Origin of the sequence: Microbacterium sp. UBA1097 (genome assembly GCF_002313585.1) — a bacterium.
Lineage (GTDB): Bacteria > Actinomycetota > Actinomycetes > Actinomycetales > Microbacteriaceae > Microbacterium.
Genome location: NZ_DCBW01000046.1, coordinates 1 through 13,101, shown reverse-complemented (window position 1 = coordinate 13,101; position 13,101 = coordinate 1). Strand labels below are relative to the sequence as shown.

At 67.0% G+C, this 13,101-nt stretch carries 11 protein-coding genes; 6 read left to right on the top strand and 5 right to left on the bottom strand.

What is annotated here, in order from left to right; genetic code table 11:
- Window positions 1–12 precede the first annotated feature (12 nt).
- A complete protein-coding gene (gene galK, locus B4F19_RS10885) occupies window positions 13–1,152 on the top strand; it encodes a galactokinase (protein ID WP_292735099.1) in 1,140 nt (379 codons plus the stop codon).
- 137 nt (window positions 1,153–1,289) lie between these two features.
- Here the strand turns inward: galK and B4F19_RS10880 are convergent, their stop codons facing one another.
- A complete protein-coding gene (locus B4F19_RS10880; protein ID WP_292734853.1) occupies window positions 1,290–3,563 on the bottom strand; it encodes a glycoside hydrolase family 3 C-terminal domain-containing protein in 2,274 nt (757 codons plus the stop codon).
- Window positions 3,564–3,646: 83 nt separating this feature from the next.
- On the opposite strand from B4F19_RS10880, the gene B4F19_RS10875 reads away from it, so the two are divergent.
- Both B4F19_RS10875 and B4F19_RS10870 read left to right on the top strand, forming a co-directional pair.
- Complete coding sequence (locus B4F19_RS10875) at window positions 3,647–4,246, top strand: TetR/AcrR family transcriptional regulator (protein ID WP_228178400.1); 600 nt, start codon at window positions 3,647–3,649, stop codon at window positions 4,244–4,246.
- Window positions 4,243–5,739: a carboxylesterase/lipase family protein gene (locus B4F19_RS10870; RefSeq protein WP_292734850.1), complete on the top strand. Its 1,497-nt coding sequence runs from the start codon at window positions 4,243–4,245 to the stop codon at window positions 5,737–5,739. The genes B4F19_RS10875 and B4F19_RS10870 overlap by 4 nt, the downstream gene beginning before the upstream one ends.
- Before the next feature lie 15 nt (window positions 5,740–5,754).
- On the opposite strand, the gene B4F19_RS10865 is transcribed toward B4F19_RS10870, so the two are convergent.
- Genes B4F19_RS10865 through B4F19_RS10850 form a run of 4 tightly spaced genes read right to left on the bottom strand, consistent with a single transcriptional unit; the run spans window position 5,755 to window position 9,576 of the window.
- Entirely contained in the window at window positions 5,755–6,759 is a 1,005-nt protein-coding gene (locus B4F19_RS10865; protein ID WP_292734847.1) for an LLM class F420-dependent oxidoreductase, read from the bottom strand.
- Between the two features lie 35 nt (window positions 6,760–6,794).
- Entirely contained in the window at window positions 6,795–7,601 is an 807-nt protein-coding gene (locus B4F19_RS10860) for a DNA-methyltransferase (RefSeq protein WP_228178461.1), read from the bottom strand.
- Between the two features lie 35 nt (window positions 7,602–7,636).
- The gene (locus B4F19_RS10855; RefSeq protein WP_292725888.1) at window positions 7,637–8,686 is read right to left on the bottom strand and encodes a lipoate--protein ligase family protein; all 1,050 of its coding nucleotides are present in this window, start codon (window positions 8,684–8,686) and stop codon (window positions 7,637–7,639) included.
- 41 nt (window positions 8,687–8,727) lie between these two features.
- On the bottom strand, window positions 8,728–9,576 hold the full coding sequence (locus B4F19_RS10850; protein WP_292725887.1) for an alpha/beta fold hydrolase: 849 nt from the start codon (window positions 9,574–9,576) through the stop codon (window positions 8,728–8,730).
- Between the two features lie 79 nt (window positions 9,577–9,655).
- On the opposite strand from B4F19_RS10850, the gene B4F19_RS10845 reads away from it, so the two are divergent.
- The 3 genes from B4F19_RS10845 to B4F19_RS10835 all read left to right on the top strand — a co-directional run bounded on the left by B4F19_RS10845 (window position 9,656) and on the right by B4F19_RS10835 (window position 13,092).
- The gene (locus tag B4F19_RS10845; RefSeq protein WP_292725885.1) at window positions 9,656–11,269 is read left to right on the top strand and encodes an MFS transporter; all 1,614 of its coding nucleotides are present in this window, start codon (window positions 9,656–9,658) and stop codon (window positions 11,267–11,269) included.
- Window positions 11,270–11,356: 87 nt separating this feature from the next.
- Complete coding sequence (locus B4F19_RS10840; RefSeq protein WP_414683103.1) at window positions 11,357–11,806, top strand: MarR family winged helix-turn-helix transcriptional regulator; 450 nt, start codon at window positions 11,357–11,359, stop codon at window positions 11,804–11,806.
- A gap of 5 nt (window positions 11,807–11,811) precedes the next feature.
- On the top strand, window positions 11,812–13,092 hold the full coding sequence (locus tag B4F19_RS10835) for an MFS transporter (protein ID WP_292725881.1): 1,281 nt from the start codon (window positions 11,812–11,814) through the stop codon (window positions 13,090–13,092).
- Window positions 13,093–13,101: the final 9 nt, after the last annotated feature.

Genomic DNA, 13,101 nt, shown 5'->3' with positions numbered 1-13,101 from the left:
CTGCTGAGCGAGATGACGGATGCCGCTCCCCTGGGCGTCTGGTCCGCTCCCGGGCGCGTGAACCTCATCGGCGAGCACACCGACTACAACGACGGCTTCGTCTTGCCGTTCGCCATCGATGCGCGCACCGCTGTTGCCGTCGCCCCACGCACAGACCGGCTGCTGCGGGTTCGTTCGAGCTTCGACGACTCCGAGGCATCCGTCGCTATCGCCGACCTCGATGAGCTGTTCGCGAGCCCCGCACCGACCTCGGTTCCCGAGTGGACGACCTACCCGCTCGGAGTGGCGTGGGCGCTGCTGCGCGCGGCCGGCGACGCCGCGACAGCCGCAGGGCTGGACCTCGCGATCGCCTCATCGGTTCCCGTGGGCGCCGGGCTCTCGTCATCCGCCGCCATCGAATGCGCCGTCGCCGTGGCGCTGAACGAACTGTGGGGCGCCGACCTGAGCGCGAAGGACCTCACGCGGGTGGGTCGCACCGCCGAGAACGACGCGGTCGGCGCGCCGACGGGCATCATGGACCAAACAGCGTCGATGCTCGGCCAGACCGATGCCGCGGTGTTCCTCGACTGCCGCGCGCTCGCTACCGAGATCGTGCCCTTGGGCCTGCAGGCCGCGGGCCTGGATGTCCTCGTCATCGACACGCTCGTCACCCACGCCCACTCCACCGGCGGATACCGCGAGCGCCGGGCATCCTGCGAACAGGGTGCGGCGGCGATGGGTGTCGAGTCGTTGCGCGATCTCTCGGTCGATGACCTCGAGCGGGCGGCATCCGTCATGGATGAGGTCACCTTCCGCCGCGTGCGGCACGTCGTCACCGAGAACGAGCGCGTGCTCGAGACCGTGCGCGTTCTGCGCGAGTCCGGCCCGCGGGCCATCGGCGAGCTCCTGCTCACTTCGCACGCCTCGATGCGCGACGACTTCGAGATCTCGGTGCCGGAGCTGGATACTGCTGTCGAGGCGGCGATGTCGGGCGGCGCGATCGGCGCGCGCATGACCGGCGGCGGTTTCGGGGGCGCGGCGATCGCCCTCGTCGCGCGCGACACCCTGACTGCGGTGACGGATGCCGTGACCGCGGCATTCTCGACATCCGGGTTCCGAGCACCCCGCATCTTCACGGTGCAGCCCTCAGCCGGCGCGCACCGCGACAGCTGATTTCGCTCGCGATCCCCGCCACACCCCTTCTCGCCCATCTCACCGAGGTAGGACAAATCCCCGGGGTAGGACGATTGGTTTGCCAAACGTCCTACCCCGGGGATTTCGCCTACCTTCGTGAGGGCGGCCGCAGGCGCCTACTGCTGCGGGGCGTTCGCCATCGCGATCAGGCCGTCGATCATCTCGGGGCTGACCTGATCGCCGGCCATCATCGACATCCGGCCGATGGGGAACGACATCATCATCTTGTCCATCGACACGCCCTCGGGCATGACGGACTCGAGATCATCCATCCCCGCCATCATCTGCTGTATCGCCGCTTGCACCATGTGGCCTACGACCGGATGTGCAATCACTTCGCCGAGCGACGACTCACGCGACAGCGGGACCGCCACCGGGTCTCCCTCGACGGTCACCGTCGCCGAGCTGCGGATGTCGCGGCTCGACGCCCCGACCTCCACGGCGTATTCCCCACCCTCGACAACCCAGCCATCGAGTCGGATGTCCCAGTAGGCGAGGTCCGCGCGGCGCACCGCGACCGCGACCTCCCGGGACTCACCGGCAGCGAGCGCAACCGATACGAAGCCCTTCAGCTCGCGCACCGGGCGCTGCACCGCCGACCCCGGCAGCGAGGTGTAGACCTGCACGATTTCGCGCCCGTCGCGCTGACCCGTGTTGGTCACGGTGACCGTGACTTCAAGGTCGCCGCTGTCGGTGACGCGGACCGCGGCATCCGTGTGCGAGAACGTCGTGTACGACAGGCCGTGACCGAAGGGATAGGCAACCGCGAGGTTCCGCGCGTCGTACCAGCGGTAGCCGACGAACAGACCCTCGCCGTAACGGACGTGGCCGAACTCACCCGGGAAGTCCAGGTAGGCAGGGGTGTCCGAGAGCCGCAGCGGAATCGTCTCGGTGAGCTTGGCCGACGGGTTCACGTCACCGAAGAGTACGTCGGCCGTCGCCCCACCCCCGGCCTGACCGAGGAGCCATCCTTCGAGAATTGCGGGGACGTCGCCCGCGAAGGGAAGCGCGACGACCCCACCGTTGGAGAGCACGACGACGACGTTCGGGTTCGCGGCACGGACGGCATCCAACACCGCGAGCTGCTCCGCCGGCAGGTCTATGTCGTCGCGGTCGTAGCCTTCGGACTCGAGGCGCGCGGGCAGCCCGAGGAACAGCACGACGACCTCGGCGGCGGATGCCGCAGCCGCAGCCTCATCACGCAACTGAGCCGCCTCGGATTCGGCGATATCGGCAGCCAGCGAGAATCCTGGCGCATAGGCGACCTCGCCGGTCGCGAGCGCGCGGATCTCCTCGAGCGGCGTGTCGAGGCGGGTCGGATTGATCAACGAAGAGCCGGCGCCCTGGTAGCGCGGCTTCTCGGCGAACGCTCCGATGACGGCGAGCTTCGCGTCCTTCGCGAGGGGCAGGATGCCGCCTTCGTTCTTCAGGAGCACGATCGAGCGGCCGGCAGCCTCGCGGGCGAGGGCATGGTGCGCATCGACGTCGAGCAGTCCTGCCACCGCGCCGGCCCCGGCCTGGGCCTTGCGGACAAGGTCGATGACACGGCCCGCTGCGACATCGAGAGCCGACTCATCGAGGTCTCCGGCACGGACTGCCGCGACGAGCTCAGCATCAGTGCGCCCGCTCGAGGAGGGCATCTCCAGATCGAGTCCGGCGGGAAGACCCTTCACGCGTTCGTTGACCGCTCCCCAGTCCGAGACGACAAGACCCTCGAAGCCCCACTCGTCGCGCAGCACACGCGTGAGCAGCCAGGGGTCCTCGGATGCGTAGACGCCGTTGATCTTGTTGTACGAGCACATGACCGTCCACGGCTGAGCATCGCGCACGACCCGCTCGAACCCGCGCAGGTAGATCTCGCGTAGTGGCCGAGGGTCGATGTCGGAGCTCGCTCGCATCCGATCGGTCTCTTGATTGTTCGCGGCGAAGTGCTTGAGCGAGGTGCCCACTCCCTGTGACTGGACGCCCGTGACGAATGCGGCGCCGAGCACGCCGGAGATCAAGGGGTCTTCGGAGAAGTACTCGAAGTTGCGACCGCACAGCGGCGAGCGCTTGATGTTGATGCCGGGTCCGAGGAGCACGGCGACACCCTCGATCGACGTCTCGGCGCCGAGGGCCCGGCCGACCCGATCGAGCAACTCGACGTCCCACGACGACCCAAGCCCGACGGCCGGCGGGAAACAGGTAGCCGGCACACTCGATCCGACGCCCAGGTGGTCACCGGCACCCGCCTGCTTACGAAGGCCGTGCGGTCCGTCGGTCATCATGATCGACGGGATGCCTACCCGCTCGACCGGCTTGGTGTGCCAGAAGTTCAGCCCGCTGGTCAGCGACGCCTTCTCTTCCAGGGTCAGATCAGCGACAGTGGCTGTGACGTCATTGTCAGTCATGGATTTCCTTCCAACAGCAGACTCGACGAAAACCTTATGACACTAGGTTTTGAAAAACAAGCATCATTGGGCACACTCGTCTCATGGCACAACGAGGGTCGTACGCGAAGGGCGTAGCCAAGCGCGAAGAGATCCTCGAACGTGCACTCGATGTGATCGCGACCGAGGGCTACGACGGCGCGAGCGTCAAGCGCATCGCGGAGGCCGTTGGGCTCAGCCAGGCGGGCTTGCTGCACTACTTCGACAGCAAAGAGGAGCTGTTCACCGAGGTCCTGCGCAAGCGTGACGAACACGACGGTGAACAGTTCGGTCTGCCCGATGACAGGTCGAAGGACGCCGATCCGGTCGACCCCGCCGTGATCCGCGACAGCGTGATTCGCGTCATCCGCCACAACAGCGAAGTTCCAGGTCTCGTCGAGCTTTTCTCGCGCTTGGCCGTCGAGGCCGCGAACCCCGAGCATCCCGCCCACGACTACTTTCTCGAGCGGGGCGAAACAGTGCGGGGAGCCTTCGAGCTGACTGCAGCGTCCGACAGCCTGCCACCCGATGTCTATGCCCGGATTCTGCAGGCAGTCGCTGACGGCCTGCAGCTCCAGTGGCTCGTCGACCCCACCGTTGACATGGCGGGTATCATCGACCAGCTCCTCGCCGCCCTAGAGCAGAAGCCCGCCGCGACACCGTGACCAATCCCACACCGCTACCAAGCCGAGAGGCACCCGTCGTCGAAACCACCTGCGGCGCAGTGCGGGGCCTGTGGCGCACCAGCGGTGAGGCTCGGTCTGCCGCCTTCCTCGGCATCCCGTTCGCCCGGCCACCGGTCGGTGAACTACGGTTCGCGGCGCCGGTTCCCATCGAGCCGTGGACCGGCGTTCGGGATGCTACGAGCTTCGGCGCGACACCACAACGCGGCCCCGTCGCCGAGGTCACCCTCATCCCCGAGCCGTCGGTTCCCGGAGACTCGACCCTGAACGTCAACGTGTTCACGCCCCGACCCGGCGACCCGTCAGCACGGATGCCGGTACTGGTCTACATCCACGGCGGCGGCTACGTTTCGGGATCGCCGGCAAGCCCCTGGTACGACGGCGAGTCGTTCGCGCGCCGCGGAGTCGTCACTGTCGTCGTGTCCTACCGGCTCGGTTTCGACGGGTTCGGCCTCATCGAGGGAGCCCCGAGCAATCGCGGCGTGCGCGACTGGCTGGCGGCGCTCGAATGGGTCCAGCGCGAGATCACGGCGTTCGGCGGAGACCCGGATGCTGTCACGATCGCCGGGCAATCCGCTGGCGGTGGCGCCGTGCTGACGCTGCTCGGGATGCCGGCTGCCCAGCACCTCTTCGAGCGGGTCTGGGCGCTCTCCCCGGCGCTCGGCGATGTCTCGCTCGCGCGCGCCGAGAACGTTGCGGCGCAGCTCGCTGAACTCGCCGGGGTCCCTGCCACGCGCGACGGATTCGCATCCGTCGATCCGGATGCGCTGATCGGGCTGCAGCAGACGGTCAGCGAGCGTGGCGGAGCCCGACTGTCGGGAATTCGCTCGCTGCTCGACGACGGTCTGCCGTGGGGTCCCCTCGTCGACGGTGATCTGCTGACGACCACGACGCCGGAATCGATCGCATCGGGGGTTGGCGCGAACAAGCCGCTGGTCGTGGGATCAACCGACGACGAATTCACGATGATCGCTGACGACGCCCGCGGTAAGCTCCGCTTCGTTCCGGCCACAGTCGCGCTTGGTGCGCTCGGTGTGAGTCGGCCGATGCGGCGCGGCTATCTTTCCGACAATGCGGAGCAGCACCGGCTCGGTACGGCAGCCCTGCTCGGCCGCTACGTTTCCGACAAGGTGTTCCGCAGCGGCGTCGTACGGATTGCGGCGGCCCGTGGCGAAGCGCCGACCTGGGTGTACCGCTTCTCGTGGGCCTCGACGCGCATCGGCTGGGCGTGCCACTGCGTCGACGTGCCGTTTTGGTTCGACGTGCTCGACCGGGAGCGGGTTGACGCACTCACCGGCGACGACCCGCCTCAACTCCTGGCGGATGCGGTGCACGGTGCTGCGTCAGCCTTCGTGCGGGTTGGCGATCCGGGGTGGGAGAAATGGTCGGCCGAGCCCGGTCGCACGCGGATCTTCGACGCCACTGGCCCCGGAACCATCGCGGACGGCTACGCCAGCGTCCGAGCCCTGCTCTGACCCGCGCCGGCCGGCTCACGCAAGCGCCGGCACGACCTCCGCCTCGAACAGTTCGATGCCGCTCGTGTCGTATGCCGCTTCGGGAAAGTAGTGGATCGCGTACCCGAGTCCGTGGCTCGCGCGCTCCTGCAGCCGCTCGGCCACCTGCTCGGGAGTGCCGAAACCGAGCGACCCGCGGTACTCGGCCTCGATGCCGGCAAGTCGCTCGTCACCGACGAACGGCGCGAGGCGCCCCAGGACCGCACGCAGGCGTTCCTCTGCCTCTGCCTCGGTCGCACCCACGATCGTGTTGACGTTCGACGACGCGGTGATCTCGCCCGGGTCGCGACCGAGCGTCGCGCAGTGCTCGCGCACGACCGACAGCTTGTGATCGAACTCCTCGACGCTGCCGGCGAAGTTCGTGTACGACGCGTACTTCGCTGCGATCTTCAGCGTGACCTTCTCGCCGCCACCAGCGATCCAGAAGGGAATCCCCGGGCGCTGCAGCGGCTGTGTTGCTTGCAGCGGCTGGGGCTGCACAATCGCGCCGTCGACCTGGTAGTACTTCCCGTCAAGAGATGCCGAGCCCGTCGTCCAGGCCTGGTGCATGATCTCCACTCCCTCGCGCAGCATCGCGAGGCGATCGCGTACCTCCGGGAAGCCGTACCCGTAGGCCCGCCACTCGTGCTCGTACCATCCGCCACCGATACCCATTTCGGCGCGGCCACCCGAGATGATGTCGACCGTTGCGGCGACCTTCGCAAGGTAGGCCGGGTTTCGATAGCCCATGCAGGTGCACATCTGGCCGAGACGGATGCGGCTGGTCGACGCTGCGAACGCTGACATCAGCGTCCACGCCTCGTGTGTCGCCTCCTGGGTCGCGACGGGCACCGTGTGGAAGTGGTCGTAGACCCAGAGGGATTCCCAGGGCCCTGCATCGGCGCGCTGAGCCAGTCCGTTCATCGCTTCCCACTGCCGCGCGGGATCGATTCCCACGAGGTCGAGTCGCCAGCCTTGGGGGATGAAGATTCCGAATCGCATAGCGTCAGCCTAGGCTCGCGTGGCCGAAGCACGGGTCAGTTTTCGACGATCATCGCGAGCGGCATCCTGGTCCGCATCACCGCTATCGCTTCGGGATTCGCGTCGATGAGCACGGCGTCGCGCCCCAGCGCCTGGGCGACAGCACCTGTCGTTCCCGACCCGGCGAACGGGTCGAGGACAGCCTCGCCCGGGCGAGAGGATGCCTGCACGATTCGCCGCAGCACACCCTCGGGCTTTTGAGTGGGATATCCGGTCTTCTCGCGCCCCGCCGTCGGGACGATCGTGTGCCACCACACATCTGTCGGGAGCTTGCCGCGGGCCGCTTTCTCAGCGGTCACGAGCCCCGGCGCCATATACGGCTCGCGATCAACGGCCTCGGAATCGAACCAGTACAGCGCTGGATCTTTCACGTAGACGAGAATCGTGTCGTGCTTGGTGGGCCACCGTTTGCGGGTCTTCGCACCGTAGTCGTACGACCAGATGATCTCGTTGAGGAAGTGGTCGCGACCGAACACTGCATCCAGGAGCACCTTCGCGTAATGCGCCTCGCGGTAATCGAGGTGAAGGTACAGAGTGCCGGAGTCGGCAAGCAGTCGCCACGCCTCGAGCACTCGCGGTTCGAGAAAGCCCCAGTAGTCGTCGAACCGGTCGTCGTACACACGCAGGTCTCCCCGCAGCCGTTCGTAGTCGCGACCGTGGAATCCGCGCCGGGTCACAGCGCCCGGAAGCCGCTCATCCCGGGGCGTGCTGGCTGATTCGACTGCCCGCTCCCGGAGGCGCCCGGTGTTGAACGGGGGGTCGAGGTAGACCAGACCGAAGGACGCATCCGGCAGTCCGCGCATCACGGACAGATTGTCGCCGTGATGGATCGTGACGGTCACGGAACCCGATGCAGCCACGCGTCGGTGGCGAACTTCGACGCGACGAGAGCCTCTGCTTCGGCGTATTCCTCTTCGGTGATATGCCCGACCTCGGCGCCGTAGAGCGTGGTGAATGTGTCGGCGAAGGCCTGGATGATCGCCTCGCGAGGCAGTCCCGTCTGCCGCCGCAGCGGGTCGACGCGTTTGGCGGCCGAGGTCGTCCCCTTGTCGCTGAGCTTCTCCCGGCCGATGCGGAGCACGTCGGTGAGCACCTCACCGTCCATGTCGTAGCTGAGGGTCGCGTGATGCAGCACACCACCATTGGCCAACCGCTTCTGCGCGGCGCCGCCGATCTTGCCCTCCGGGCTCGCGATGTCATTGAGCGGCTGGTACGTCGCATCGATTCCCAGCGAGCGCAGCGCCTGCAGAACCCAGTCGTCGAGGAACGCGTAGGAGTCGGCGAAGGTCATGCCCGCCACCAGCGACGCGGGAACCGAGAGCGAGTACGTGATGATCGCATCGGCGCCCATGAGCATCGCGCCGCCGCCCGAGATTCGCCTGACGACGTCGTAGCCATGACGGCGAGCACCCTCCGGGTCCACCTCATTGCGGTACGACTGGAACGATCCGATGACGACCGCCGACTCATTCCATTCCCACAGGCGCAGGGTCGGCATCCGTCGCCCGTCGCCCACACGGGTCGTGAGTACTTCGTCGAGCGCGAGGTTCATGCGCGGCGAGACCGGGCGGTCGTGGACGATCTGCCATGAGAAGTCTTTCCAGCCGGATGCGGTCACGAGCGCCCGGCGCACCACGGTGCCCACGGCCTCGGGCGTGAACCCCAGAAGTTGTGCACCGTCAGGGAGCGCCGCACGTACGGCCGCAGCGATCGTGGGCACGTCGGCTTCGGAGGGAAGGCCCGACACCGCCGCGTTGATCGCGCCGAGGGCATCGTCGGGCTCGAGGAAGAAATCGCCAGCGAGTCGCACATTCGCCAAGCTCCCGGCTTCGACATCCAGGTCGACGACGACGAGCTTTCCGCCCGGGACCTTGTACTCAGCGTGCATGGCACCAGCCTAGGAGGAGCTGCGCGCCGAGGCGCGGACCGTCAGTCGCGGACCGGGAAGCGGGCATCGAGCCACGCCAGGAGGTCAGCGCGGACCTCGGCCTGCTGGGCCTCGTTGAAGATCTCGTGCCGCGCTCCCGGGTAGACGAGCGTGGTGACATCGGTGAACCCCGAACGCGTGCGATAGGCATCCGCCAGCAAATGGTTGCTGCGCGGGCCGCCGACGGTGTCCTCGCGCCCCACCATGATGAGGGTCGGCACGTCGTGCTCGAGATGACGACCGGGTTTGCCGAGCAGTCGGAGCGTATCGACGGGCCCGAAGAGCTTGGCCAGCGGAGTCGAGGTCGTGAGCGGATCGGCGAGGAACGCTTCGGCAACTGCCGGATCGGTCGAGAGCCATTCCATGCCGTTGGCGTTCGGGCCCTGCCACGGCGCGTTCAGATCACCCGAGTTCAGCGATCCCGGCCAGCGCAACGCCGACCCGCTGAGGATCAGTCCATCGATCGCCGCCGAATGACGGTTCACGAGGATCTGCGCGATGAAGGATCCCCACGAGTGACCGAGCAGGATGAAGGGAAGATCCGGATGCTCCGCCCTAGCCATCTCGCTCAACTGCCAGACCGCGTCGATCGTCGCACGCAAGCCGCCGGGGCCGAGGCGACCGAGGCGCTCGCTGCTGCCGTGCTGGCGCATCCCGGTGCGGCCGTGACCGCGATGATCGTCGGCGTAGACGATGAACCCAGCATCCGTCAGCGCACCGATCACCGCGCCATAGCGGCCGGCGTGCTCGCCCACGCCGTGGAGGAGATGGATGACGCCGCGGGGAGTGGTCACGGGAGTGGCGAGGTCGTAGACGATCTCGACACCGTGCACGTCGGTGTACTCGGGCATGCCGGAAGCTTAGCGGGCCGGGCAGAGGCTGATGCGAGATGCCTCTTGCGGCGAGTATTTAGCTAGATAAGCTAGCGACGTGCGAAATCGTCGCTGGCTCGGCCTCGTGTTCATCAGCATCGCCGTTTCGCTGATCATCGTCGACTCGACGATCGTCAACGTGGCTATTCCGGCGATCGTCGACGATCTCGGGATCACCTCGACGCAGGTGCAGTGGGTGCAGGAGGCCTACACGCTGGTCTTCGCGTCGCTCCTACTCGTGTTCGGATCACTGGCAGACCGCTTCGGCCGCCGCCGCATCATGCTGCTCGGCGTCGTGATCTTCGTGCTCTCGTCCATCGCGGCAGCCTTCGCGCCCACCGGAGACCTGCTGATCCTTGCGCGGCTGATCCGGGGCATCGGCGGTGCGATGATCCTGCCGACCACCCTGTCGCTGATCAACGCGACTTTCCGTGGCCGCGAGCGCGGAATCGCGTTCGCTGTCTGGGGTTCGACAATTGGCGGCATGGCGGCGGTCGGGCCGCTGCTGGGCGGATGGCTCACTACCGCGTTCTCGTGGCGATGGGCGTTCGGGATCAACATCCCGCTCGGCATCCTCATCATCATCGGGGTGCTGCTGACGGTTGCCGAGTCGCGCGATGAGAACACCCGCTCGATCGACATCATGGGCGGCGCGCTCTCGTTCATCACGTTCGGCGCACTTGTCTTCGGCCTCATCGAGGGGCGGACCCTGGGGTGGTGGGCCACCGAGGGCGACTTCACGATCGGGTCCTGGACCTGGCCGTGGGCGCTCTCTCCCGTCCCCGTCGCGTTCCTCATCGCAATCCTCGGCGCCGTCGCCTTCATCGCGTGGGGCATCCACCGCGAGCGTACGGGTCGGGTCTCGCTGCTCTCGTTCAGCCTCTTCCGCATCGGTACCTTCCGAAACGGGAACATCGCGGCGATGCTCGTTTCGCTCGGCGAGTTCGGCATCATCCTTTCGCTCCCCCTCTGGCTGCAGTTCGTTCTCGGGTTCGACGCCCTGCAGACCGGGCTCATCTTGCTGGCCCTCGCTGGCGGGTCGTTCGTCGCCAGCGGCGCGGCAGCCGGCGCGAGCTCGCGTATCCCGGCGGTCTGGGTCGTGCGCGTGGGTCTTGCCGCCGAGATCATCGGCGTGGTGTGGGTCGGGCTGGTCATCGCTCCGGATGCCGCGTGGGGCTGGGTCATCCCCGCCCTGTTCATCTACGGATTCGGGGTCGGCCTTGCCACCGCGCAGCTGACCGGCGTCATTCTGGTGGACGTTCCCGTCGAGCGAAGCGGCCAGGGCTCAGGGACCCAGTCGACAGCTCGCCAGATCGGTTCGGCGCTGGGCATTGCCATCCTCGGCACCGTCCTATTCACGAGCACCGCCGGCATCCTCGCCTCGAACCTCGAAGACCAAGGAATGGCCAGCGACCAGGCCGATCAGATCGTGACGGCAGTCGTTCAAAGCGCCGGCGGTGCCATCGCGCAGCTCGAGCAGTCGCCGGCGACGTCGGCTGCCGCGGATGCCGCCAAGACCGCCTTTTCAGACGGCACCCGCTACGCGGCGTTCACCGCTGCCGGGTTCTTGGCCATCGGGCTGGTCGCCACACTCGCTCTCCCCTCCCGCCGTCCGGAAGAGGCGACCGAGAGCGACCACAGCGAGAACGCACCGAAGACCGCGACTGACTGATCCCCGGCCGCGCGGTGCTGCCCCGGGTCCACGGAAGTAGGACGCGCAATTTCCTTAGCATGACTAATGAGCTATGCTAAAGAAACCGTGACCGAACCCACATCATTTCCTGATTCGCATCCCCTCGCCGGCGACGCCTCGCAGTTGCGCATAGGCGTCTTCCGGTTTGCGAGGCGGATGCGCACGGAGCGCTCGGTCGACTCGATGAGCGATGGTCAGTTCGCGGTTCTCGCGGGCCTTTACCTGCACGGACCGCGCACGCTCGGCCAGCTCGCGGAGCGCGAGCGGGTCTCGCCGCCGTCGATGAACCGAACGGTCAACTGTCTGCAGGATGCCGGATATGTCGAGCGGTCAGCAGATGACAGCGACGGTCGCAAGGTCGTCATCACGATCACCGATGCCGGGCGAGCCGTTGTCGACGAGACGACTCGACGCCGCGATGCATGGGTCGAGACAGTGCTTGCTGACGTCAGCGAACAAGAGCGGATGACGCTGGCTGCGGCCGCGGAGATCCTGCAGCGGCTGGCAGCGCAGTGAGCACAATGTTCCGGTCCCTCGGGATCTTCAATTACCGTGTCTGGTTCATCGGCGCTCTCGTGTCGAACGTCGGCGCCTGGATGCAGTCGACAGCCCAGAACTGGGTGGTCCTCACCGAGCTGACTCCTGGTGATGCGGGTGCCGTCGGGGTCACGATGGCCCTCCAGTTCGGGCCGCCCCTCCTGCTCGTGGGCCTGACGGGGTGGGCAACCGACCGGTTCGAGCGACGCCACATCCTGCTCGCGACGCAGGGCGTTTCACTGCTGCTTGCCACGGCGATCGGCATCCTCATCCTCACCGGCGCCATGACGCTCCCCCTCATGTATGCGTTCGCCCTGGGGCTGGGCCTTGTCGCCGCCTTCGACAATCCGGCGCGCCAGGCCTTCGTCTCGGACTTGGTGACGAAGGAGAACACCAGCAACGCTGTGGCGCTGAACTCGGCATCCTTCAACGCGGCGCGGATGATCGGACCCGCAGTGGCGGGCCTGTTCATCGTTCTGGTCGGGACCGGATGGATGTTCATCGTGAACGCGTTCACCTTCCTCGCAACGATCGGCGCCCTGCTCGCGATGCGCCGGCACGAGCTCACCCCCCGCGCTGTCACCCACGGTAGTTCCCGCCTCTCCGACGGATTTCGCTATGTCGCCACCCGACCCGACCTGATCGTGGTCTTCATCGTCGTGTTCCTGCTGGGCGCGTTCGGCATGAACTTTCCGATCTACGCCTCCACGATGGCTCTCGAGTTCGGCGCTGGAGCCGACGGATTCGGCCTGCTGAATTCCGTGCTCGCGATCGGGTCGCTCACGGGCGCCCTGCTTGCCGCCAGGCGCGACCGCGCGCGGGTTCGGGTCGTGATCGCCGGGGTCCTCGGATTCGCGGTGGCGTCAGCGATCTCGTCTGTCATGCCGACGTACGCGCTGTATGCCGTAACGCTGGTGTTCACCGGATTCACCGTCGTCACGATCCTCTCGACGGCCAACGGATACGTCCAGGCAACGACTGACGCTCACCTGCGCGGGCGCGTCCTGGCGATCTACGTCGCCATTCTGCTCGGAGGCACCCCGGTGGGGGCACCGATCGTCGGCTGGGTTGCGGACGAGCTCGGGCCTCGCGCCGCCATCCAGCTAGGAACCCTCGCGTCCCTGATCGCCGCGGCCATAGCCATCACCTGGCTCGTCTGGTCGGGGCGAGTGCACCGGGGTGGCAGGCTCCGGCTTCGACTTGACGAGACGCGCCCCCTCTCGGTCATCACACAGCCGATAGCCAAGGCTTCCGCGTCGAACTGAGGTCAGGCC